We start from the raw sequence: 22,089 nt of genomic DNA on the forward strand, positions 1-22,089 counted from the left end.
TCCTTGGTCAATCGGCAAAAGCCGGGTCGGCCTTTGCATCCGGGCGCGGCTCCCAGCGGGTTGAATAATGCGTCCCCCGGTCGCGCGCCCAGGGGTCAAAGCTGTTGACCACCTGCGCCAGTTCCGGCGTCAGCTCCGGGATCGTGCGCATCAGCACGCGCTTCATCGGGGCCACGTCCTGCACATGCCCGTTGACCGGCTGCGTTTCCATCATCCGTTCCGGCCCGTTGTTTTCCACCCACGCCAGACCGAAATGGCTGTAGAATTCGGGACGGAAGCTGGAGGTGAAGAACCGGTCGGAAAACAGCCGACGCGAGGCGTTGATGATAAAGATCTGGAACTGCGTTTCGGAAATGGCAAAGCCATGCGGGCGGGTGCTTTCGGCCAGATAGCCTACCACGGTGTCCAGATCCTCGACATTGTCCACCACGCTGCCGTGCGGGTGGCCAAGGCAATCGTCGGGAAAGGCGGTCTTGCCCGGCTGATCCGGCACCGGAAGTTTCATCGCATGGCTGATGATCTTGGTGCTGTCGCAGACATGCGTGCCGTAGATATCCCGCAAGGTCGCGGCCAAAGCTCGCTGCTGGGCCAGAGTCGCTGCGTCGGCTGCGTTCAGGATGGCGGCCTTTGACAGCAGGCGCTGGTCGATGAAATCATCGAAACTGGTCAGTGGACGCAACCCGATCTGACGGCGAAACTCGTTGAAGCGGGGGATGCCTCGTTCCCGGTCGCGCAAGATGTCAAGCGCGGCCACATCCATGCGCCGCCCGGGCGAGGCCGGGTCAGACAGGTCAAGGTTCTGCAAGAAGACCGGGTGGTTGCCCAAGGACAGGCTGCCCGCCCTTTGCCGCCCGAACGACAGAGCAAGATCGCGCAGGCCGATCTGGTGGACCGCCCCGGTCGCCTTGCCTCGGAATGTCTCGACCAAAGGCAGGGTGCCGGTGATCCGGTTCGGGTCGGCCCGAAGGTTCCGAAGCTCGATCAGGTCTGGCACAAGCGTATGCAGCCGGTAGACGCTGACAAATTCCTCGGTAAAGTTGAACGGCACGCCAAAGTGGTTGGTCCCGCCGTTCGCCCAGGCCACATCCGCGACATTGCCAGGCATATCCACCGTGCCGGAACCCACAATCCCCGGCCCGGCGGCAAAGGCGGAATACCACGACGTTGCCAGTTGCGGATTGGGTGAGCCGTGCATCTTTTCGGCAATCCGTTCCAGCACATGCTTCAGCATCGGGTGACCGTCGCTTAGCCCGAACCAGTTGGAAAACATCGCCGTGCGCAGCGGTTCGTTATACAAAAGCTGCGTGGTCCATTCGGTTGTGTGGATCTTGGCAATCTCGGCCGAAACGACCAGTCGCGCGATCTGGAAGATCTCTTCATCCGTCACGGCATTGTAGCGGATCGCGTCGCCGGGCCGGTCAGGGTGCCGCAAGCCCGAGTCTTCGGACCCGTGCGCCGCCACATGTTTGCGGAACTTGTCTACGAAGATGTTGTGTTCGCGCACAAAGACGTTGTGCAGAAAGCTGGTGCCGATGGACCAGTTTTCCGGGAAACCCACCGCCTCTTGCCCGGCCCATTTCGGGTTCATCGGGTCGGGCGTGCAGTCTGGGGCGCTGTCTTCGCCACAGATTTGCAGCACGGGCAGATACTTGTCCGGGTCATCCTTTGCCGTGCGTTCCGGCACCTCGACCAGCAAAAGCCTTGCCGGGTCCGCAGGGTCACGCTTGACCCGCCCGACCGAGGTTTCGTCATGGCCGTACACCTGCGAGGCATCCCACCAGGCCGTCACCAGATTGCGCGTCGTCTTGTAGGACCGGGCCATTTCCTCACGTCCACCTGCCACGAAGGTTGGCGGGGTGCCGGTTTCGGCAAAGAGCGCCTCTTCGATCTGCATGGCCGGGTTGCAGCCAAAGGCCGCACCCTGCACGCAGCCGACAGTCTGCAACTGGTCAGAGTTGCGCCCCTCATCCAGATGGGTGAACCAGTCATGCGTCATGAACTGGATCCAGAAACCAGCCAACACGTTCAGGGTATCGGCTTTCTGGTAATCGCAATGGGCTGCCTGACCGGAATTCAGGCCCGCGCCGTAGCCTGCGTTGCAAGCAGCGGGGTCGGACTGCTGGCGGGTGAACAGCGCGCGGCTGACAAGCTGCGGATCAGGGGTCATCAGGTCGATCCGCCCACCATGACGCGAGGCGGCCTCGGGCGTCAGTTGCTTGTCGGGGAAGGTCGCCCCGAACTGGACATTGCGGCCAAAGGGCATGCCGGTTGACCCCATCGCGGGGTTTGCAATGTCATTGCAGACCCCGGTGAGGGTGCGAAACCGGATCATCTCGCCATGGCAAAGCTGCGCGCCGGTCGTCTGCTCCACCCGCAACAGCGGAAACAGCGGGTCTTCGGGTTGCAGGCGCATTTCCGGCCAGACCCGCAATTCGCGGCCGTCGATCACCGCCTTGGTCTTTTCGTTGATACGGCCCAGCGCGTAGTCACGATGGGTCAGGTTGTCGAACAGGCTGAACTTCACCAGCTCGATCCGCGCCCGCTCCAGATCGATCAGCGCCCCCATGAACCCGCGCCCGGCCTGCGTCATGATGCCAAGCAACGGATGCGCCGGGGGTGTCAGCTTGGGCAACGACTGGATATCGCCCGCCGACCAGTAGCTTTGCCAATCCACCCAAGGTGTCTTCTGAATCAGCGCGTAGTCCGCCCCGCCCCGGCAGGCCCCCGCCGCAACGTCCGCCTTGCCGGCAAAGCGGTCTTCGCGGTGGTCCGCAATCGTCGGAAAGCCGCCCGCCACCATCCGCAGACAACTTGCGGCTGCGGGATCACGCCAAAGCCAGACGCCAAGACCGACCATTCCGACAGCGACAATTCCTGCCGCAAACAAGACGAGCTTTTTCACTGTCGCAAGACTCCAAGGGCTTTGACGCGACGCGCAGGTAATCACAGTTTGATGATCGTCACCAAATGATTTCCAGCGGCCTTCAATCAGAACGCCTGTGGCCTTTTTCCTTCGCAGTTGACATGGTTTAGGCATCGCTTACGGTCAGCCTGCAAATGGCTTTTGCAGCCGGAAGGGAAACGCGGCCGATGTCGAACCTTGCCGGCAAAGCCTATGCGATGAATGTGGTTACACCGATGCCGCGCTGGCATTGGTGGGTGAAATCGCTGATCTTCATCACGGTCCGCGCCATTCCGTCGCTGATGGATGGGCTGCGCGGCCTTTCCTTCATCCATTTCGCCCGTTGGGTGGTCTTGCGGTCTGACCAGTGGCCAGATCTGGGCCAACCCCGCCCGCGCAGGCTGCATTTCAATTACACGCTGTTCTGTTCTAATTTCAACGGCACATGGGACCAGTATATCGACGCCTTTTCCGATGCGATTCCGGTGATGCTCGACCTCGCCTGGTTCGGGGATTTCGACTATCCGCACTCCATCCCGCTAGAAAAGTTCCGCCGCTATATTCATCACAACCAGATCAACACCGACTATTACTATAACGCCACCCCCGGCGCGTCCGAGCGTGAGGTGAAGGCCGCGTTGCGTGTCTGGCGTGAGGTGCGCGCGCTTGAAGCTGCCCATGCAACGGCGCCACCCGAGGCCTTCGCCCGGCTTTATGCCGATGCGCTGTGCCGGGTGCAGAACGATCTGGGCGCGCAGGGGATGGCCCCGGTGGCCAGTCTGGACACCCTTGCCGCGGCCCGAATCCGCCAGCCCCAGATCGAGGCTCACACCGGCGCAGGGCAAAAGGCGGCTGACCGGGCATGAGCAACTATGACGCCGGGCATTACTTCCTGACGGTCTTTGCACCGATCCGGACCCACCACCCGACCATCGGCACTGATATCGGCAGCTCTCACACCATCGACCTGCGTCGTGATCTGTCACTGATGCCAACCGCCAGGCAGGACGCCGCCAGCCGTGACAGCGCGCTGGACAGTCCTTTCGCCAAGGTTCCCGGCGTTCACTTCGCGCGGTTCCTCGTGCTGGACCAACTGCCTTACAACGGGCGGCGGCCTTCGAATGCGATTTACAACCTGCTGAAGCGGGTTGATCTGGTCAGGCAACAGGCGGTGGACCATCTGGAAAACGCATGGCTTGTCATGATCATCGACATGGATGCCCCTGACGGCAGCGAAGCCAGCCTGCGCGCCTGCTCGGATCGGCTGTGGCAAGGGATGGAGCCGGAGCTGCGGCGGGTCTTTGGCCATTGCTTCGGCTTTGACGCGGCCAGCATTCAAGGCACGGATGACTGGTTTGCCTATCTTCGCCGGTGTCAGGTCACGACCACCATGCCCTTTAACGACTACTGGACCGAGGCACCACCAAAGGCGCCGCTTTCCCGCCTGATGCTGGCAGCGGGGGCGCTGATCGCCGTTGCGGGGGCCGGGGCGCTGTGGCTGGGGTTTTGGCCCTTTGGCTGGGGCAGCCTTGTTGCCTTTGCGGTCGGGCTTTGGCTGGTTTGTGTCGTCGGGCTGATCCTGAAACTTGGCACGACACCTTTTCCGCCCGCGCCTGACAGCGATCTGGCTTCGATCCTGAAGGCGCTTTACGTTCAGGATCGGCTCAATCGCTTTGCCATGGCCCGGCAAGGCCAGACACCGGAAGACCTGCACCGCGCCTTTGGTGATTTCATCGCAGCCCATCAGCCCGCCAACCTTGCCGGGCCGACGCAGCCGCCGGGGCGGCTTCCGGTGAACGACCGGGGCTCAGCACGGGGGCCAAGGCCATGACCCACAAGATTGATCTTTGGGATGTGCAGGGCAACATCGTGCGCGCCTATGGCCGCTTCGGCTATCCGCACGCCCGCCACCTGTTCTTTCACTTTGCGACCCCGCAGGCAGGCCGCGTGGCGCTGGCGTTTCTGACCCCGCTGGTGACCAACGCCGTCACATGGACAGCATCGGACCGCGACCCCGAAACGATGGCACCACGGGTGACGATGAACCTTGGGCTGACCTGGCGCGGATTGCAGGCGCTTGGCCTGCCGACCCGTTCGCTGACCGACATGCCGGACGAGTTCATTGACGGCATGGCCCGCCGCGCACCGATCCTGTCTGATTGCGGCGTGTCGGACCCGGCGAACTGGGATCAGATCTGGCGCGAGTCCGTTACTGACCCGTCAAAGGCGGTGCATCTTTGGGTCGCGCTGAACGCAAGGATGGACCCGGCGACCGGGGGGCCGGTCAGCCAGCTTGCCGACAGGCTGCACTCCCTGCGCGATCTGCCAAGGAGTCTCGGCGGGCTTGTCCTGTTGTCGGGGCATGGTGCTGAAGGTCTGGACAATCAGTCGGGGGCGCTCGACATCGTCGATGCGCCCGACGGGGGAAAAGCGGTCCTGCCGCTGGAACATTTCGGCTTTGCCGACGGTATTTCCGACCCGATCTTCGCCGGGCAGGCAGATCGGTCAATCGACGAGTCGGTGATTGTCGGGCGTGGGCGCTTTTCGTCAAGGGATGGCTGGTCCGCGCTTGCCCCCGGTGAATTCATTCTGGGCCATGTCGATGAAAGTCAGGAAACCAGCCGCACCGGCCAACCCGCAGACCTGATGCGAAACGGCTCTTTCGCGGTGTTTCGCAAGCTGGAACAGGATGTCACCGCCTTTGACGATTACATGGCCGCGCAGGCGGAGGTCTTCGCCAAAAGCCAAGGCATCCCGCTGGATGAGGCCGCGATCACCCTGAAGGCCAAGATCGTCGGGCGCTGGCCGAATGGCGCACCGCTGGTGACGGTTCCCACCTATGCCGACATGCAGCGCTTTGGCGCGGAATGGGCTGATGTGCAGAAGATCTACGCCCGCAAAGGCCCGCGCAGCAAATCCGATCAGCAACGACTTGCCGCGTGGCGTCGGGCGCTGAACGACTTCACCTTCCGCGAAGACCGTGACGGGCTGTCCTGCCCGCTTGGTGCGCATATCCGACGGGGCAATCCGCGTGACATGCTGGATCCGCTGATCGCATCGCCCAGCGTGCTGCGCAGAACGGGTGCCGCATTGACCAACCGTCGCCGTATCCTGCGCCGTGGTATTCCTTACGGCGCCTTTGGCGATGGCGATGGAGAGCGCGGGCTGTTGTTCATTGCGATCTGTGCCGACCTGCAACGTCAGTATGAGTTCGTGCAGCAGCAATGGATGAACCACGGGATGGACATGCAGGCTGGCAACAATGGGTGTCCGCTGATCGGGCGGCGCGAGGCAGAGGCGGCCGATGTTCCGGCGTTTACGCTGCCGCAAAAGGCTGGCAGTGGAAAACCGCCGCATTTCCTGCCCGCCATGCCGGACTTTGTCAGAACCAAAGGCGGGGACTATTTCTTCCTGCCCAGTCTGACAGCCTTGCGGATCATGTCGATTGGCGGGTTTGACCCGACCTGATCTTCGGGCTGCGTCGGGGCGGTCAGTGTTGCGGTTGCCCCGGATGGATATTGAATGCGGACCTTACTCCCCGGCGAAGGCGGCGCGCGCTTCGCGGGTCTCTTTCGCCTCATGGGCCTTTGCCTGGTGCTTCGGGCCGGAGGCGGGAAAGAGTTCCTGGATCTGGCCAAACTCGGTCTTGACGACCAGGCGTCCATCGGTTTCGCGGCTTACGCCAATGTCTTGCAGTAGATAGGGCGGAAAGGCCTCCAGCCGCTCGATAAGGTCGGCCTGGCGTCGGTTTTCGCGCTGGGTGCGGAATGCGCGGTCCAGCAGGCCGGACAAAAGCGACCGCAGGCGGCCAAGCATGCTGATGCGGCGGCGCTGACGGGCTGTCTTGGCAAGCTCAGCCGCAAGCGCAGTAAACATCTCTCTTTCGGTCATCGTTTCGGAATGTGCTGCCCTGTCAGCCTGCGCCGCCTTGTCGAGGCGGGAACCGAAGAGGGCGGCGACGGTTTGTGCGTTGAACAGGTGCATGTCGGTGGTCTCCATCTGATTTCGCCGCCGGATCGTTGTCCGGCTGATGAGATCACCATGAAGTCTTCCGCACCGTCTGGCTGTTCCCCCGGTTACAGGCCCTGCACGCCGGATTATTCTTCGGCAATCTGGCGAAGGGCAGCCACATTGCAGCGCCAGACGGTGCCGTCCTGTTCCAGCACGCCCAGTTCGCGAAATTCCTGTAGCATCCGGTTCAGCTTCGGACGGCTGGCCCCGACCAGAAGCCCCAGATCGGTCTGGTTCACATTCAGACCAAGCATTTCGAACGCTTCCAGATCTTCGCCGTTCATCTGGTGCAGGGAAAACAGCAGGAACCGGGCAAATCTGGCGTGCAACTGGTAAAGCGAGACAGATTCCAGCCGGTCATTCGTGCCGCGCAACAGGGCGCCAAGATGACCGATGGCGGCCTCATGCAGGGCCGGAAAGCGGGAGGCTATCTCACGATAGTCCTTGCGTGACAGCACCAGTGCCTCGACCCGGGTGACTGCGGTTGCGGCGCTGCTGCGTTCCGCGCCGTCCAGGCAGGCAATTTCCCCGACCAGATCGCCCGCCTCTGCAATGCGGATCAAAAGCTCGCGGCCATTCTGGGACAGGTTTGACAGTTTCATCCGGCCCTGGGTCAAGGCCAACATGAAGTCGCCCGGATCTCCCTTCTCGAAAATGACCTCGCCAGCGTTCCAGCGGCGGCGAAGGGCGACCCGTGGCAATTCGGCCAGAACGTCATCATCAGCGGCGCGGAAGATCGGAAACGAACGCCAGACGGCACGGTCTTTCCGGATCTGATCGTCCGAAGTGGCGGGTTTGGTTTGCATCTCTGGGCTCGTGCAGAACAGGGGGGGAGGGTCAAATGCAGTTCATGTTTTCAAGCACCCGCAACAGTCTGCCGGGACAGAGCCCAAGGTCAACCGCCCCCAGCCTGACGGAGTTTGCGACAGAGGAGGTCTCAGACCCGGTAGTAGTCGCGATACCATGCGACGAAGGCCGCCACACCATCATGAACCGACGTTTCAGGGCGATAACCGGTCAGTTTCTGCAAAAGGCCGCAATCGGCCCAGGTTTCGGGGACATCGCCCTTCTGCATCTCCATGAAGTTCTTTCGGATATCCATCCCCAGCGCCCGCTCGATCTCGGTGATGAAATCCATCAGTGGCACGCGGGTGCTGTTGCCGATGTTCACCGTGCGGAACGGGGCCACGGGGCTGAGGCTGTCGCCCTCGGCAATGGCACCGGGTGTTTCGGGCCGGACCGGGGGCTGATCGACAAGCAGCCGGATGCCGCGCACCAGATCGGCGACATAGGTGAAGTCACGCGCCATCTGCCCGTTGTTGTAGACGTCGATCGGCTCTCCGGCCAAGGCGGCACGAACGAACTTGAACAGCGCCATGTCGGGCCGCCCCCATGGCCCGTAGACGGTGAAGAAACGGAACATGGTGGTCGGCAGCGACCACAGATGGGCATAGGAATGGGCCATCGCCTCATTCGCGCTTTTCGTGGCGGCATAAAGCGTCAGCGGATGCGCGGTCTTCTGCGTTTCGGCAAAGGGCATGTCGGTATTCGCGCCGTAGACCGAGGATGTGGAGGCCATCAAGAGATGCTCAACCCCAAGCACCCGCGCACATTCCATGACGTTGAACGCGCCGATCAGGTTTGATTCGACATAGGACCGGGGGTTCTCCAGCGAGTAGCGCACCCCGGCCTGAGCCGCGAGGTGAATGATCACCTCGGGTCGTTCCCGTTCGCACAGGGCCTGAAGCCGGGGCATGTCTTCCAGCATCCCCTCATCACAGGAAAAGCCGGGCGATTGCAGCAGGATCTGGTGCCGATGCCGCTTCAGCGCCACGTCGTAATAGGGGGTCATCCCGTCATAGCCAACGACGCGAAAGCCCTCTTTCAGCATCAGTTGCGCCAGATGAAAGCCGATGAAGCCGGCGGTGCCGGTGATCAGGACGGTGCGCATGGGCCTGCTTCTCCTTGCATGGATCAGGCGTTCTTCTTCCGGCAATCAGATGTCAAGGCCTTGTCTGCAATGAAAAACCCCCGGCCTTTGAGGGACGGGGGTTGATCGGGCGGGTATCGCTACCCCAGCTTCGCTGACGCCTTAGAGGCCGCCTTCACGCTGAAGCTTCTTCCGGGCGAGTTTCCTCGCGCGGCGAACGGCTTCGGCCTGTTCGCGTGCTTTCTTGACGGAGGGCTTCTCGAAATGTTGCTTGAGCTTCATTTCCCGAAACACCCCTTCGCGCTGAAGTTTTTTCTTCAGAGCACGGAGAGCCTGTTCGACGTTATTGTCGCGGACGCTGACCTGCATGTGGTTGTCACCACCTTCCTAGGTTAAAGTTGCACTGACTTGTGCAGGCCCGCGCCCTATAACAAAGCGAGGGTGGCTTGTCCACCAAAGCCGGAATGGAGGCTCTGATGACCGATGACACGAAAGACCGGGTGCTGGACGCGGCGCTGGTTCATGTGCCTTTTGACGGCTGGTCGGAAAAGACCCTGCGCGCGGCGGCGGCGGAATGCGGGGTGGATGCCGGCCTTGCGCGGGCGCTTTTCCCGCGCGGCGGGGTCGATCTGGCGCTGGCCTATCATGCGCGAGGGGATGCGGAAATGATGGCCCGTCTGGCCGCGATGGACCTGACCGCCCAACGCTACCGCGACCGGATCGCCACTGCCATCCGCACAAGGCTGGAACTGGCAGATCAGGAACTGGTGCGGCGTGGCTCCACCCTGTTTTCGCTGCCGCAATATGCGGGCGACGGGGCAAAGGCGGTCTGGGGAACGGCTGACAAGATCTGGACGGCGCTGGGCGATACTTCGCAAGACCTGAACTGGTATACCAAGCGCGCCACGCTTTCGGCGGTCTATGGCGCGACGGTGCTATACTGGCTGGGCGATACCTCGGACGGCCACCACGCGACGTGGGAATTCCTTGACCGCCGGATCGATGGCGTGATGCAGGTGGAAAAGCTGAAGGCGTCCATGCGGGAAAATCCGCTGGGCAAGGCGATCATGGCGGGGCCGGTAAAGATCATGGAAAGCATTCGTGCGCCAAAACTGCCGGACGACCTGCCCGGCCGCCATCAGGGCTGAGATAACTTTCAGCGGAAAGACCAAGGAAGACATGACACTTTCCCACAGCATGCTTGCCGTCGAAATCTCGGTCCCCGGTGGACCGGATGTCCTGACCCCCTGTTCGGTGCCGGTTCCGGTGCCGGGGCATGGCCAGATCATCATCCGCGTCGCCTATGCCGGGGTGAACCGCCCCGATGCGCTGCAACGCGCCGGGGCCTATGCGCCGCCGCCGTCAGCCTCGCCTTTGCCGGGGCTGGAATGTTCCGGCACGGTGGTCGAGGTCGGGCCGGGCGTATCGCGCTGGCAGATCGGGGATCAGGTCTGTGCGCTTTTGCCGGGCGGAGGCTATGCCGAATATGCGGTCACCCATGAGGCGCATGCCCTGCCCATCCCGCGCGGCCTTTCCCTGCGTGAAGCTGCCTGCCTGCCGGAAACCTGCTATACCGTATGGTCCAACATGGTGATGCGGGGCGGGCTAAGCGCGGGGGAGCGGTTTCTTGTCCATGGCGGCACATCCGGCATCGGCACCACAGCCATCCAGATTGCCAGGGCCCTTGGCGCGCGGGTTTTCACAACTGCCGGATCGGATGAAAAATGCGCGGTCTGTCGCGACCTTGGCGCCGAAGTCGCGCTGAACTACCGGACAGATGATTTTGTGCCGGTGCTGAAGTCTGAGGGTGGGGCGAACCTGATCCTCGACATGGTCGGCGGCCCATATATCGAACGCAATATCAAGGCCTTGGCTGATGATGGTCGTCTGGTGCAGATCGCATTCCTGCAAGGCCCGAAAGTGACGATCAATCTGGCCGAGGTGATGACCCGGCGGCTGACCTTCACCGGGTCCACGCTCCGCCCGCAGTCCGACCTTGCCAAGGCGCGGATTGCCCGTGAGGTGGAAACGCATGTCTGGCCAATGATTGAACGTGGCGCTCTGCGCGTGGTCATGGACAGCGAGTTTGCGCTTGCAGAAGCCGCCGCCGCCCATTGGCGGATCGAGGCGGAAGGGCATGTCGGCAAGATCGTTCTTCGGGTCGAGGGCTGAGGTCGGCGGGCTTTGGCACCGCCAGCGACCGCCCCGGCAATCTGCCGCTTGACGCGTAAATGACGCATCCTTTGCGGATTGACGGTTCTTTCACGCGCAACCGCAGATTGGGTTTGCTAGGTGTTGGTCAGGCGGGATCGGGTAGTTCGATCCATGACTAGGCCGACCGGCAGTTCCCCAGTTGCCCCGGCACCGGGTATTTTAACAAGTCCTTTTCCCTGTTCTTCCCCTCGATCCTGTTTCCACGGTTCCGATCCCGCCACATCTCATCGAACCGGCTCAAGCACAGCATCCGACAGTCGGCAGTCGCGGATCACATCCGCGCCGCAGCGCCGTGGGGCAAGATCCTTGGTCAGGCAGATCCGTGCCTCCTGAATCAGGCCCGACTTGCAGGTGATGGTGATCTGGTCAGCCGACAGACCGGGGTTTGCTTCCAGAAAAGCGTCTTCAATCACGCTGGCGGGCAGGGTCAACGGACGCGAGACAGCATGGAACAGGTCTGGAATGACAACTGTTTCAAAGGCCTGCCGCGTTGTCTGAAAATAGGCCTCGGCCGAAAGGCCGGAGCAGCGGCCGTGTTTCTTCCACTGATAGAAAGCGAGCCCCGCGCCGCCCATGATATCTGTCATGGCCGCTGTCATCGCCCGCGACGGATCACGTTCGCCCGTGCGGCACCAGGACGGCCAGCCCGTCTCGTGCTGTGGCCATAGCCCGTGCAGAACAAAGGTCACCCCCTTGCCCGCGTCGCACTGCGGATCGCGCCTCGCGTCGCCCTCCAGCGCGCACCATGCCGCCGACCATGACAGCGACAAGACATAGTAATCGAACGCGCCCGCACGTTCACCGTCGGCACCCGCACCGGATGCCCAGCACAAAGCCGCGAGAGCCACAAGGATCCGGCGCATTTCCGCTTTTCCTTCTTGCCAACAGGCCCTATATGGGCAGGTGAATTCCCAGAAAACGTGGAACTCGCGGGTCCGCCCGCCGCCGTTTTCCCGGCCCGGGAGAGATTTGTAAAGGAGAGATCCGATGTCGATGTCAAAGCCGCTCATGGCCAAGGCCACCGCCGTCTGGCTGGTGGACAACACGACCCTCAGCTTTGCCCAGATCGCCGACTTCTGCGGGCTGCACGAGCTTGAGGTGCAAGGCATTGCCGACGGGGACGTGGCCGGTGGGGTGAAGGGTTTTGACCCGATCGCCAATAACCAGCTTGACCCGGTCGAGATTGACCGCGCGCAGGCCGATCCGCTTTACCGCATGAAGCTGAAGTTCAACGCCGCCGCGGTGGGCGAGGAAAAGCGTCGCGGACCGCGCTATACGCCCCTGTCCAAGCGTCAGGACCGCCCGGCCGCGATCCTGTGGCTGGTCAAGTTCCACCCGGAGCTTTCGGATGGCGCGATTGGCAAGCTGGTCGGCACCACGAAACCCACGATCCAGTCGATCCGCGAACGCAGCCACTGGAACATCTCGAACATCCAGCCGATCGACCCGGTCGCGCTGGGTCTGTGCAAACAGTCGGAACTCGATACCGCCGTGCAGGCCGCTGCCCGCAAGAAGGCTGCCGATGGCGTGGTGATGTCGGATGATGAACGGCGCAAGCTGGTGTCAACCGAACAGTCGCTTGGCATGGATCCAGCGCCGAAGGTGCCGACCGGGCTGGAAGTCTTTGGCGACGACGACAAGGACGACCGTCCGGCCGGCGACTTTTCCGATGCGGAAAGCTTCTTCAACCTGCCGGCAGGCGGGCATGACGATGATGAGGACGAAGAAGACACCGGCCGCCGCCGTTAAGGCCGGACAGAACCGGAAACACCCGAACCCCGGTCCTTCGTGGCCGGGGTTTTGTTTTGGGCTGTCCCCTGTCGGGATAGCAAGCCAACCACGACTGACGCAATGGACTGGCTGTGGGCATTCGCCAAATGGACCGGATGGCCGGACCGGTTGGTGGCGTGGAAGCCCACCCTAGCAAAGCTTGGGGCAGCTCAGGGCTTCAAGTGGCGAACGATCGTTTCTGAGCATACGCTCGGCCACGCGGGTCTGCTGGCTTCCCTTCGGGATCAGCTTTGCCCTTGGAAAGCGATCAGGCCCGGCGTCGATTTCCGGGAAGATCAGCCGGATTTCTTCCAGCGCCTCGGGTGAGAGGGCCGAAAGTGCCTCGGCGTGCAAGAGCAGGCTTTCGCTGGGCGCCCCTTCGGCGAAAACCACCTCGTGCTGATCGAACAGCAGGTGAACATAGTCGATCTGTGAAACCTGATCATCGATGTAGATGCCGGGAAGCGCGGTCAGCTTGAGCGCCGACACCAGTATGTCACTGTGGCCGAACATGCGCTGGCAGATGGGAGAGCTGACCAGCATCCGGTGCTGTCGGGAGACCCTGAGATCCGCGCGAGGCAAGCCCCGGCCAAGTGCTCCGGCGCAGATCCTGACCGGGCGCAGTTTGTCATTCGCGGCCATGTCCGCCGCCGTGACCCGCCGCCGCCCAACCCATCTGACCTGAGCTGTGCCACTTTCGGTGGTGACAAGGTCGCCGATCTGGACATCTATTGCGGGTTTCCCGCCGGTGGGTGTGTCGATCACAGTCTGTCCGGCAAAGCAGACCAGCATCGAGATGTTGTCGACAATTGCGCCGGTCGAATCGTTCCGTCCAAGTTCCGTGAATCGAACGGTGTAATCCCCCGCCGTCGTGAAGTTCACCGGGATGGAGTAGGATGTATAGGAGCCTACGGTTGTCGGCAGGATGGTGGACGTGGCAATGACAACGCCATCGCTGTCCAGGATATCGACACGGAATCCTTCCCCGGCGTTGCGGGAGAGTCCATTGCGTAGCCCGGCAACGAAGGTGAGTTCCGTTTGGATCGGTGCGCCAATGGCGACAACCTGCTGCATGATGGTTGTCTGGCCCCTTTGGCCGTCCATCTCGGCAACTCTGTTGGTGGATCCATTGCCGAAATAAGCGGATTCGGTATGGCTGGTTTCAAGATCTGTGCCGGACCATCCGGCACCCCTCAAATCAAACGTGCCGTTGAAGATGATGTTCGTGGGTGGGGGCATGGCGGACGCTCAGGTTGATCTGGCCACAAGGCCAGGTCCAAGAAGACGCAAAAGTCCAAGTAAATCGTTAAGACTGGTCCAGCCGCCACCTTGAAGGGTCAGGCGACTTGCTCATTCCTGCGCCATTGCCCGCCGCGCATCCTCCTTGCCTGTCACCCGTGCTTGACCATCACATGCCGGACCACGGTGTAATCCTCCAGTGCGTAAGCTGACATGTCCTTGCCGTAACCGGATTGCTTCAGGCCCCCGTGCGGCATTTCGTTGGTCAGCATGAAATGCGTGTTGACCCAGGTGCAGCCGTAGCGAAGGCGGGCGGCCGTGGCCATGGCCCGGCCCACGTCCTTGGTCCAGACTGATGAGGCCAGGCCATAGTCGCTGTCATTGGCCCATGCCACGGCATCCTCAACGTCGGAGAAAGGGGTGACAGACACGACGGGACCGAACACCTCACGCCGGACAATCTCGTCATCCTGCTTGGCACCTGCCACGACGGTGGGGCGGTAGTAAAAGCCCTGATCCATCGCCTCGCCCCCGGTGGTGATCTGCACATGGTTCAACTCGCGCGCGCGGTTGACGAAGCTGGCAACGCGGTCGCGCTGGCGCTGGCTGATCAGGGGGCCGATTTCGTTGGTGCTGTCATCTTCGGCCGCCAAGGTGATCGAGGCGGCGGCAGAGGTCAGGTCGGCCACCAGATTGTCATAGACCTTCTTGCCGGCATAGACCCGGCAGGCAGCGGTGCAGTCCTGCCCGGCGTTGTAAAAGCTGAAGGCGCGCAGGCCTTCGACGACCTCGGAAATATCGGCGTCATCAAAGACGATGACCGGTGCCTTGCCACCCAGTTCCAGATGGGTGCGTTTCACGGTCTTGGCGGCGGCATCCAGCATCTTCTTGCCGGTCGCCACGTCGCCGGTCAGGCTGATCATGTCCACCTGTGGATGGTTGATCAGGTAGCTTCCGACCGTATGGCCGCGCCCAGCGATGACGTTGACCACACCTTCGGGCAGTTCGTCGGCCAGAATGCGAGCCATCTTCAGGGCGGTCAGCGGGGTCTGTTCGCTGGGCTTGAAGATCACGGTATTGCCGCCCGCAATGGCGGGACCAAGCTTCCAGGCCATCATCATCAACGGGTAATTCCACGGCGCAATCGAGGCGACGATGCCCACCGGATCACGCCGGATCATGCTGGTATGGCCTGACAGGTATTCGCCGGCCACGGTGCCGTGCTGGCAACGGACCGCCCCTGCAAAATAGCGATAGCAATCGACGATGGCGGGGATTTCGTCATTCAGGGCGGCGTTGATCGGCTTGCCGCAGTTCAGCGCCTCCAGGGCGGCGAAGGCGTCGGCCTCGGCCTCGATCCGGTCGGCGATGCGCAACAATGCCGCCGAGCGTTCGGCGGGGGTGGTTCTGCTCCATGTCTCGAACGCCTTGCGCGCGGCGGCGACGGCGCGGTCAACCTGCGCGGTCGAGGCTTCCGGCACCTCAAGGATCAACGCGCCGGTGCGGGGGTTGAGGACCGGTTCCTTCGCCTCTTGTCCGGCTTCGAAGGCAGAGCCGATCAGAAGTGCGGTGTCGATGGTGGAAAGCGTGTCCATGAGGGTGCTCCGTTATTTGCCCATGCCGGCGGTCTCGGACCCGCCGCGGGTGAGGTAGTAGGCGATGAGGATCGGCACGAAGGTGGCGGCAAAGACCACGATGGCGACGACATTGGTCACGGGGCGCTGGCGCGGGCGGACAAGCTCGTTCAACATCCAGATCGGCAGGGTGGATTGCTGGCCTGCGGTGAAGGTGGTGACGATCACTTCGTCGAACGACAGCGCAAAGGCGAGCATCCCGCCGGCCAGAAGGGCAGAGCCGAGGTTCGGCATCAGGATGTAACGGAAGGTCTGAAAGCTGTTGGCCCCAAGGTCGGCTGACGCCTCCATGATGCCGCCGGAAAGGCGGCGCATCCGTGCAACGGCATTGTTGTAGACGATGACGATGCAGAAGGTCGCGTGGCCCAGAACGATGGTCCAGGTGGAAAACGGGATATCCATGATCCCGAAGGCCGACCGCAAGCTCATCCCGGTGATGACCCCCGGCAGCGCGATCGGCAGGATGATCAGCAAGGACAGCTGGTCACGCCCGAAGAACCGCGCGCGCGACATGGCGGCGGCGGCAAGGGTGCCAAGGATCATCGCCATGACGGTGGCAATGGCGGCAACCTTTATCGACAGGAACAGCGGCGGCCAGATGTCGGGGCGGTTCCATGCGACGGCGAACCATTTGGTTGTGAGGCCGGGGGGCGGGAACTGGTAGGTCCGTTCCTCGGTCGTGAAGGCATAAAGGAAGATGAACAGGATCGGCAGGTGAAGGAACAGAAGTCCCCCGATGGCGGTGATCTTCAACAAGAGCGACGGCCCATCGTTTCTGGCGTCAGAGCGCATCGAAAGCCCCCGCGCGTTTGGCCAGCGTCAGATAGATCAGCATTATGATGATCGGCACGACGGCAAAGGCGGCGGCAAGCGGGATGTTCCCGGCTGTGCCTTGCAGCTGATAGACCGTAAGCCCGATGAAGCGGGCGCTGTTCCCGACGATCTGGGGGATGATGTAATCACCCAAGGTCAGCGAAAAGGTGAAGATCGATCCGGCGATCACGCCCGGCATGGCCAAGGGCAGGATCACCGTGCGGAATGTCTGTCGTCGCGTTGCCCCAAGGTCGGCCGAGGCTTCCAGCATCGAGGTTGGCACCCGTTCAAGGGCCGCCTGCATCGGCAGGATCATGTAGGGTAGCCAGATATAGACAAAGACCAGAAAGGTGCCGAAGGGCGAAGTGGAGAGCGATGAGCCCTCCAGCCCGGGTACCGAGAGCAGGCCTTCGATCACAAAACCCGTGCCGGTGCCGTCTGCCGCCCAGGTCAGCACGCCCTCTTTCGCAAGGATCAGCTTCCAGGCGTAAACCTTGACCAGATAGCTGGACCACAACGGCAGCATGACGCCCAGATAGAAGGCCGCTTTCCAGTGACCCTTTGCAAAGCGGGCGGCGTAATAGGCGATGGGAAAGGCAAGGATGGCGCAGGTCAGGGTAACGGCGGCGGCCATGACCACGGTGCGCAGGATGATGTCCAGGTTTTGGGCGCGGAACAATTCGGCATAGGTCTTGAGGGTAAACTCCTCTTTCACCACGCCGGAGAACTCGTCGATCGAGTAGAACGACTGAAGCAGAAGTGCAGCGAGCGACCCAAGATAGACCACACCAAGCCACAGCAGCGGCGGGGTGACGAGCAGCAAAAGCAGCAGATTTGGGCGCCGCCAGAAGGTGCCGGTGAGCCGGTCGGCAGAACCCTTGGCAGGAAGAATCGCAGAGGTGGTCATCGGCATGCCCCGGATGGGCCAAAATTCTTGCAGAAAGAATTCTTGGCGTCCCTTTCCGAAAGGTGACACTTGCGGCCGATGCTGAAGCCTCCGGCGGGGATATTTTCTGGACAGATGAAACGGCCAGGGGTTTTCATCTGTCCCCAAATATCCCGGGGGAGAGGGCGAAGCCCGAGGGGGCGGCGCCCCCTGTGACGCTGGGTCCGGGCAGCACGCATCAGGTTTCCCCCATCAGGTGAAGGGCCTGCGGGTCGAAGGCGATGGCGGTGGTTGTCCCTTCAGCAGGGACCGGCTGGCCGGACGGGACAAGAGCTGCGATTTCGGTCTCACCGGTGCGGATCACCACGCGGGTACCGGAACCAAGGTAGCGCAATGCGGTAACGGTGCCGGTGACCGGACCGGCAGCGGCCAGGCGGGTGATTTCGGGGCGGAGGCTTGCCCACTGTTCGGGTCCGCCAAAGGCGCGGGTCAGCGCAGGTGGCAAGACGTTCGAAGAACCGACGAAATCTGCGACAAAGCGGGTGGCAGGGCGGTCATAGATATCTTGCGGGGTGCCGATCTGGGCGATCCTTCCTTCGTTGAACACCGCCAGATGGTCGGCCATGGACAGGGCTTCGTGCTGGTCGTGGGTCACGAAGACGAAAGTCAGCCCAAGCCGGTGTTGCAACGCCTTCAACTCATCCTGCATCGCCTCGCGCAGTTTCAGGTCCAGCGCGCCGAGCGGTTCGTCCAGCAAGAGCACGCGGGGTTCGTTCACCAGCGCGCGCGCAAGAGCCACGCGTTGTCGCTGGCCACCGGAAAGCTGCGCCGGTTTGCGGTCGCCGTAACCGTCCAGTTTGACGAGGGCCAGCATTTCCTCGGCCTTGGCGTGGCGCTGGCCGCGGGCCACGCCCTTGACCATCAGCCCGTAGGCCACGTTGTCGCGGACGTTCAGATGCGGAAACAGCGCATAGTCCTGAAACACCGTGTTCACGTTGCGCAGATGTGGCGGGGTGTTCGACACATCCTCGCCGAAGATCCGGATCTGGCCATTCGTGGGTTTTTCAAAGCCCGAGATCAGGCGCAGGCAGGTGGTCTTGCCGGACCCGGACGGCCCAAGCATTGCGAAGAATGACCCTTCTGCAATGGTCAGGTCCACGCCGTCGACCGCCTTGACCTGGCCGAAGTGACGGGAAACGTTCTGAAATTCGACGGCAGAGGTCATGCGGAGTTCTTGTCATTGGAGGCCCCCCAACCCCAGCCCTCCCCCCACAAGGGGAGAGGGAGGCGCAGAGGTCAGCCGGGTGCGCGGCGGGTTGGGTCAAGCGCCCCCTCTCCTTCGCGGGGAGGGGTGGGGGCGCGTTTCAGGTGGTCGCGCTCAGCGGCCGCCGATCACGCCGATGTAGTCCGACACCCAGCGGTAATACGGCACGCAGACGTTTTCACCCTGGCTGCAATTGGACACAGGGGTGGTCCAGAAGCGGATCTTCTCGAAATCGTCCAGACCGTTTGCGGTGCAGCCTTCGGCCGTTTGCATGCCGCGCCCGTCGGTGCAGGCAGCGGGAACCGAGGGGTTGGCCCCGAACCAGACCGAAAGGTCGGATTGCAGGTTGGAGGCCAGCGAATGTTCCATCCAGAGATACGAGCAGTTCGGGTTGGCTGCGTTCACATGCATCATCGTGGTATCGGCCCAGCCGGTCGCCCCTTCCTGCGGGATCACCGATGCGATGGGCTGGCCTTCGCCCTTCAGCAGATTGACCTGAAACGGCCAGGAACCGGATGCCACAACGCCTTCGTTCTTGAAGTCATCCATCTGGATGAACGCGTCGTGCCAGTAGCGGCTGGTCAGGTTGCGTTGAACACGCAGCAGATCAAGCGCGGCCTTGTACTGTTCGTCGTTCAGTTCGTAGGGAGAGGTGATGCCCAGTTCCGGCTTGTGGAACATCAGGTACTGCGCCGCGTCGGCCACATGGATCGGGCCATCATAGGCCTGGACGCGCCCCTTGTTCGACTTTCCGTCGGGCAGAGTCATTTCCTCGAACACCACGTTCCACGAGGTTGGCGGTTCGGGGAATACCTCGGTGTTGTACATCAGGACGTTCGGCCCCCACATGTAGGGAACGCCGTAGTGGACGCCATCGACCGTATGCCATGGCGCTGATTTCAGGCGGTCGTCCACGGTCGACCATGAGGGGATGAGGTCGATGTTGATCGGTTGCACCCGGTCGCCTGCCACAAGGCGCAACGACGCATCGCCCGAAGCGGTGACAAGGTCAAACCCGCCTTCGTTCATCAGGGCGACCATTTCATCCGAGGTGTTGGCGGTCTTGACGTTGACCTTGCAGCCCGAGGCTTCCTCGAACTTGGTCACCCAATCGAATTCGGCCATCGTCTCGCCGCGTTCGATATATCCGGGCCAGGCGACGATATTCACCTGACCTTCCGGCGCGCCGATTGCGGTAACCTGGGCAAGGACGGGGCTAAGGCCGGTCACCAGCGCCAGTATCGAAGTTGCCATCAGTCGAGTGGTTTTCATTGCGATCTCCCTGTGATGAGCGCCGAACGGGGTTTTCTCGAGTCGGCACAGCGCCGGTGGTCCGGTCCTGCGACGAGGCTAGTTTCCGCAGCAGGAATCGCAATAACAAATCGCGGATGCGTAGTATCGGATTTTCCGATGGCTTGCCTGATCGATTGGCTGACGAGGCCCTTGCTCGAAGCTGTTCAATCGAGATCCGCAGGCGATTCAGCCGTTCTGGATCATGGTGGAACAGATTCTGGGACGGCACAGTTGCCATCCATTCCGGTGGGGAGGCCCCGTCGATCCTGTCGAGGTCAAGCCCCGGAATCTGCAACTGACCCGTCCTGGCCAGCCAGAGATGATTGGTGGCAGAGCGCAGGGCGGCCTCGGCCACCTCGGGCAACAGGGTCAAGGACTGGGCCGGGGGATCGCTTCGATCAAGGGCTTCAAGCTTGGGAATCAGGTTGGAAACCTGACGCGAGGCTTCGTAGGTTCCGCCAGCTTCGGCGCGCAACTGAGCCATCAGAACCAACGCTTCGGCGGACAAGCCGACATTGGTATTCAGGCTTGGCAGGTCGGTGGCTTGTATCCAGGGTGCCAGAAAGCGCGTGGCGAAGTCACAGACGATGTCGCGGCCGTGCAGCGTTCGCCGGTCAAAGGCCACAAGCTCTGGTTTGCGGCCAAAAGCCGCTTCCGTGTCCAGGATTGCTCCCTTCAGATTGCCGCTTACCGGAACGCAGCGCCGGTCACCGTGCTTCAGCGCTTGCTGCAATCGGGCTCGATAATGGTCGACCGGATGCCGGACATAAAGCACCGGGGTGATGTCGCTGGAAAGCCTTGACAGAAGCGCTGCGAGCCGGGCCTTTCCGCCACTATCCAGATGATTGATGAAGTATTCGCTCGACAGGACCAGAAGTTCAGGAGGATTGCGCCGAATATCCTCGCAGGTCATTTGCCAGGCCGACCGGGCGGCCGCTTCGGCACCCTCGGGGCCACCCAGTCTGTCCAGGTTCCATGGCGGCAAGCGGTTGGCGGACCCGCAAAGCGCCAAAAGCAGATGGTGGGCGACATACTTGTGGCCAAAACGGGGGTAAAGCACCTTGCGCGCGCGAAGCATCTCAGGGGCGGCATGCAGCGATTCTTGCAAGGACGAGGTTCCCGTCTTGCTTTGGCCCATGTGGACAATGATCTTCATAATGCGCCTCCGGTGCTGGCAATCTGGGCCGAGCGGACAAAATTGAAAGCGGGCTCACCCAGCGGTGCGCCCTTGCGCCATGCCAGACCGACCTGCACCGATGGCAGGTCGCCCGAAACATCGCGGATCTCGATCCGGTCGCCTTCAAGCGACCAGGGTCGATAGACCAGGCTGGGCAGGATCGCCAGCCCGGCGCCAGTGGCGACGAGGGATCGCACCGCCTCCACACTCCGGGTTCGGAAGGCAATCGCGGGCTTCACGGGCAGGGCCGCAGTCAGGCGTCGGGTGGATTCCTCGATCTCGTCAACCATAAGCTGGATCAGCGGCTGGCCGGCCAGTTCCTCCAACGTGATGGTTTCCTGTTGCGCCAGCGGATGGCCAAGCGGCAACCACAGCCGGTAGGGCGAGACGACGAGGGTTTCGACGTTCAGCGCCAGACGGTCCTTGACCGACGAGGTCAGAAGGACGGCCACGTCCAGTTCACCCCCGATAAGCAGGTGTTGCAGGTAGTCGCCATTGTCCTCGATCACGTTCATCTCGATCTGGGGAAAGGCGCGGCGATAGCGGGCCAGAATGTCGGAAAGGACGTAACCGGCGACAAGGCTGGTGACGCCAAGCGACAAACGGCCGGTGGCAGCCTCGGCTTCAGCCTGAAAGGCAGTGCGGGCTGACGCGACATCGGCAAGGATCTTGCGGGCATGGCGCAGGAAGGCCGATCCCTTGTGGGTGATCAGCAGGCCGCGGGCCTGCCGGTCGAAAAGGCTGACGCCAAGGTCGTCTTCAAGGCTTCGGATCGCTTCCGTGACCGAAGACTGGCTGATTGACAGCGCCCGTGCAGCACCGGAAACGGAACCGGCCTCGGCGGCGGCGACGAAGAACTGCAGTTGGCGAAAGGTGAAGGCCATTGGGTGCCAGAGTTGGATCTGTGCTCAATGTGACCGAACCTGTGCGCAGGGCAAGGGTTGTTGCCGGCCCCG

At 62.2% G+C, this 22,089-nt stretch carries 20 protein-coding genes; 6 read left to right on the plus strand and 14 right to left on the minus strand.

Annotated elements, in window-relative coordinates:
• Positions 1 to 7: 7 nt before the first annotated feature.
• Positions 8 to 2,902 (minus strand): peroxidase family protein, encoded by a 2,895-nt coding sequence (locus QUV21_RS11300; protein ID WP_300855020.1) that lies wholly within the window; start codon positions 2,900 to 2,902, stop codon positions 8 to 10.
• A 188-nt stretch (positions 2,903 to 3,090) separates the two neighbouring features.
• Here QUV21_RS11300 and QUV21_RS11305 point away from each other — a divergent pair, with 188 nt between their 5' ends.
• The 3 genes from QUV21_RS11305 to QUV21_RS11315 are packed head-to-tail and all read left to right on the plus strand — an operon-like array spanning position 3,091 to position 6,370.
• Positions 3,091 to 3,768 (plus strand): hypothetical protein, encoded by a 678-nt coding sequence (locus QUV21_RS11305; protein ID WP_300855021.1) that lies wholly within the window; start codon positions 3,091 to 3,093, stop codon positions 3,766 to 3,768.
• Positions 3,765 to 4,733, plus strand: coding sequence for a hypothetical protein (locus QUV21_RS11310; RefSeq protein ID WP_300855022.1), 969 nt, complete (start codon positions 3,765 to 3,767; stop codon positions 4,731 to 4,733). The genes QUV21_RS11305 and QUV21_RS11310 overlap by 4 nt, the downstream gene beginning before the upstream one ends.
• Complete coding sequence (locus QUV21_RS11315) at positions 4,730 to 6,370, plus strand: Dyp-type peroxidase domain-containing protein (protein ID WP_300855024.1); 1,641 nt, start codon at positions 4,730 to 4,732, stop codon at positions 6,368 to 6,370. Before QUV21_RS11310 ends, QUV21_RS11315 begins: the two co-directional genes overlap by 4 nt.
• A gap of 63 nt (positions 6,371 to 6,433) precedes the next feature.
• Here the strand turns inward: QUV21_RS11315 and QUV21_RS11320 are convergent, their stop codons facing one another.
• From QUV21_RS11320 to rpsU, 4 genes are all read right to left on the minus strand, one after another.
• The gene (locus tag QUV21_RS11320; protein ID WP_300855025.1) at positions 6,434 to 6,901 is read right to left on the minus strand and encodes a hypothetical protein; all 468 of its coding nucleotides are present in this window, start codon (positions 6,899 to 6,901) and stop codon (positions 6,434 to 6,436) included.
• 98 nt (positions 6,902 to 6,999) lie between these two features.
• A complete protein-coding gene (locus QUV21_RS11325) occupies positions 7,000 to 7,719 on the minus strand; it encodes a Crp/Fnr family transcriptional regulator (protein ID WP_300855026.1) in 720 nt (239 codons plus the stop codon).
• Between the two features lie 131 nt (positions 7,720 to 7,850).
• Positions 7,851 to 8,864, minus strand: a complete 1,014-nt coding sequence (locus QUV21_RS11330) for an NAD-dependent epimerase/dehydratase family protein (RefSeq protein WP_300855027.1) — start codon at positions 8,862 to 8,864, stop codon at positions 7,851 to 7,853.
• Positions 8,865 to 9,005: 141 nt separating this feature from the next.
• Entirely contained in the window at positions 9,006 to 9,212 is a 207-nt protein-coding gene (gene rpsU / locus QUV21_RS11335; RefSeq protein WP_008027119.1) for a 30S ribosomal protein S21, read from the minus strand.
• 107 nt (positions 9,213 to 9,319) lie between these two features.
• On the opposite strand from rpsU, the gene QUV21_RS11340 reads away from it, so the two are divergent.
• On the plus strand, positions 9,320 to 9,991 hold the full coding sequence (locus QUV21_RS11340) for a COQ9 family protein (RefSeq protein WP_300855029.1): 672 nt from the start codon (positions 9,320 to 9,322) through the stop codon (positions 9,989 to 9,991).
• 31 nt (positions 9,992 to 10,022) lie between these two features.
• Positions 10,023 to 11,015 (plus strand): NAD(P)H-quinone oxidoreductase, encoded by a 993-nt coding sequence (locus QUV21_RS11345; protein WP_300855031.1) that lies wholly within the window; start codon positions 10,023 to 10,025, stop codon positions 11,013 to 11,015.
• Positions 11,016 to 11,281: 266 nt separating this feature from the next.
• Here QUV21_RS11345 and QUV21_RS11350 read toward each other — a convergent pair whose 3' ends face one another.
• Positions 11,282 to 11,920 (minus strand): ribonuclease T2, encoded by a 639-nt coding sequence (locus QUV21_RS11350; protein ID WP_300855032.1) that lies wholly within the window; start codon positions 11,918 to 11,920, stop codon positions 11,282 to 11,284.
• A 130-nt stretch (positions 11,921 to 12,050) separates the two neighbouring features.
• Here QUV21_RS11350 and QUV21_RS11355 point away from each other — a divergent pair, with 130 nt between their 5' ends.
• Complete coding sequence (locus QUV21_RS11355) at positions 12,051 to 12,806, plus strand: cell cycle transcriptional regulator TrcR (protein ID WP_300855300.1); 756 nt, start codon at positions 12,051 to 12,053, stop codon at positions 12,804 to 12,806.
• A 171-nt stretch (positions 12,807 to 12,977) separates the two neighbouring features.
• Here the strand turns inward: QUV21_RS11355 and QUV21_RS11360 are convergent, their stop codons facing one another.
• The 8 genes from QUV21_RS11360 to QUV21_RS11395 all read right to left on the minus strand — a co-directional run bounded on the left by QUV21_RS11360 (position 12,978) and on the right by QUV21_RS11395 (position 22,017).
• Positions 12,978 to 14,066 carry a Hint domain-containing protein gene (locus QUV21_RS11360; protein WP_300855034.1) on the minus strand — a complete coding sequence of 363 codons (1,089 nt, stop codon included), beginning with the start codon at positions 14,064 to 14,066 and terminating at the stop codon, positions 12,978 to 12,980.
• A 152-nt stretch (positions 14,067 to 14,218) separates the two neighbouring features.
• On the minus strand, positions 14,219 to 15,661 hold the full coding sequence (locus tag QUV21_RS11365; protein ID WP_300855035.1) for a gamma-aminobutyraldehyde dehydrogenase: 1,443 nt from the start codon (positions 15,659 to 15,661) through the stop codon (positions 14,219 to 14,221).
• Positions 15,662 to 15,673: 12 nt separating this feature from the next.
• Positions 15,674 to 16,492, minus strand: coding sequence for an ABC transporter permease (locus tag QUV21_RS11370; RefSeq protein ID WP_300855036.1), 819 nt, complete (start codon positions 16,490 to 16,492; stop codon positions 15,674 to 15,676).
• A complete protein-coding gene (locus tag QUV21_RS11375; RefSeq protein WP_300855037.1) occupies positions 16,482 to 17,420 on the minus strand; it encodes an ABC transporter permease in 939 nt (312 codons plus the stop codon). Before QUV21_RS11375 ends, QUV21_RS11370 begins: the two co-directional genes overlap by 11 nt.
• Before the next feature lie 217 nt (positions 17,421 to 17,637).
• Positions 17,638 to 18,624 carry an ABC transporter ATP-binding protein gene (locus QUV21_RS11380; protein ID WP_300855038.1) on the minus strand — a complete coding sequence of 329 codons (987 nt, stop codon included), beginning with the start codon at positions 18,622 to 18,624 and terminating at the stop codon, positions 17,638 to 17,640.
• A 153-nt stretch (positions 18,625 to 18,777) separates the two neighbouring features.
• On the minus strand, positions 18,778 to 19,935 hold the full coding sequence (locus tag QUV21_RS11385) for an ABC transporter substrate-binding protein (RefSeq protein WP_300855040.1): 1,158 nt from the start codon (positions 19,933 to 19,935) through the stop codon (positions 18,778 to 18,780).
• Positions 19,880 to 21,112: a hypothetical protein gene (locus tag QUV21_RS11390; RefSeq protein WP_300855041.1), complete on the minus strand. Its 1,233-nt coding sequence runs from the start codon at positions 21,110 to 21,112 to the stop codon at positions 19,880 to 19,882. Before QUV21_RS11390 ends, QUV21_RS11385 begins: the two co-directional genes overlap by 56 nt.
• Positions 21,109 to 22,017: a LysR family transcriptional regulator gene (locus tag QUV21_RS11395; RefSeq protein WP_300855043.1), complete on the minus strand. Its 909-nt coding sequence runs from the start codon at positions 22,015 to 22,017 to the stop codon at positions 21,109 to 21,111. The genes QUV21_RS11390 and QUV21_RS11395 overlap by 4 nt, the downstream gene beginning before the upstream one ends.
• Positions 22,018 to 22,089 lie beyond the last annotated feature (72 nt).

Origin of the sequence: Tabrizicola sp. (assembly GCF_030373185.1) — a bacterium.
Taxonomy (GTDB): domain Bacteria; phylum Pseudomonadota; class Alphaproteobacteria; order Rhodobacterales; family Rhodobacteraceae; genus Tabrizicola.

Excerpts from the sequence above, each read along its gene's own strand:
- QUV21_RS11305 (WP_300855021.1), top strand. The coding sequence starts at position 3,091 with ATGTCGAACCTTGCCGGCAAAGCCTATGCGATGAATGTGGTTACACCG.
- QUV21_RS11310 (WP_300855022.1), top strand. The coding sequence starts at position 3,765 with ATGAGCAACTATGACGCCGGGCATTACTTCCTGACGGTCTTTGCACCG.
- QUV21_RS11315 (WP_300855024.1), top strand. The coding sequence starts at position 4,730 with ATGACCCACAAGATTGATCTTTGGGATGTGCAGGGCAACATCGTGCGC.
- QUV21_RS11320 (WP_300855025.1), bottom strand. The coding sequence starts at position 6,901 with ATGGAGACCACCGACATGCACCTGTTCAACGCACAAACCGTCGCCGCC.
- QUV21_RS11325 (WP_300855026.1), bottom strand. The coding sequence starts at position 7,719 with ATGCAAACCAAACCCGCCACTTCGGACGATCAGATCCGGAAAGACCGT.
- QUV21_RS11330 (WP_300855027.1), bottom strand. The coding sequence starts at position 8,864 with ATGCGCACCGTCCTGATCACCGGCACCGCCGGCTTCATCGGCTTTCAT.
- rpsU (WP_008027119.1), bottom strand. The coding sequence starts at position 9,212 with ATGCAGGTCAGCGTCCGCGACAATAACGTCGAACAGGCTCTCCGTGCT.
- QUV21_RS11340 (WP_300855029.1), top strand. The coding sequence starts at position 9,320 with ATGACCGATGACACGAAAGACCGGGTGCTGGACGCGGCGCTGGTTCAT.
- QUV21_RS11345 (WP_300855031.1), top strand. The coding sequence starts at position 10,023 with ATGACACTTTCCCACAGCATGCTTGCCGTCGAAATCTCGGTCCCCGGT.
- QUV21_RS11350 (WP_300855032.1), bottom strand. The coding sequence starts at position 11,920 with ATGCGCCGGATCCTTGTGGCTCTCGCGGCTTTGTGCTGGGCATCCGGT.
- QUV21_RS11355 (WP_300855300.1), top strand. The coding sequence starts at position 12,051 with ATGTCAAAGCCGCTCATGGCCAAGGCCACCGCCGTCTGGCTGGTGGAC.
- QUV21_RS11360 (WP_300855034.1), bottom strand. The coding sequence starts at position 14,066 with ATGCCCCCACCCACGAACATCATCTTCAACGGCACGTTTGATTTGAGG.
- QUV21_RS11365 (WP_300855035.1), bottom strand. The coding sequence starts at position 15,661 with ATGGACACGCTTTCCACCATCGACACCGCACTTCTGATCGGCTCTGCC.
- QUV21_RS11370 (WP_300855036.1), bottom strand. The coding sequence starts at position 16,492 with ATGCGCTCTGACGCCAGAAACGATGGGCCGTCGCTCTTGTTGAAGATC.
- QUV21_RS11375 (WP_300855037.1), bottom strand. The coding sequence starts at position 17,420 with ATGACCACCTCTGCGATTCTTCCTGCCAAGGGTTCTGCCGACCGGCTC.
- QUV21_RS11380 (WP_300855038.1), bottom strand. The coding sequence starts at position 18,624 with ATGACCTCTGCCGTCGAATTTCAGAACGTTTCCCGTCACTTCGGCCAG.
- QUV21_RS11385 (WP_300855040.1), bottom strand. The coding sequence starts at position 19,935 with ATGAAAACCACTCGACTGATGGCAACTTCGATACTGGCGCTGGTGACC.
- QUV21_RS11390 (WP_300855041.1), bottom strand. The coding sequence starts at position 21,112 with ATGAAGATCATTGTCCACATGGGCCAAAGCAAGACGGGAACCTCGTCC.
- QUV21_RS11395 (WP_300855043.1), bottom strand. The coding sequence starts at position 22,017 with ATGGCCTTCACCTTTCGCCAACTGCAGTTCTTCGTCGCCGCCGCCGAG.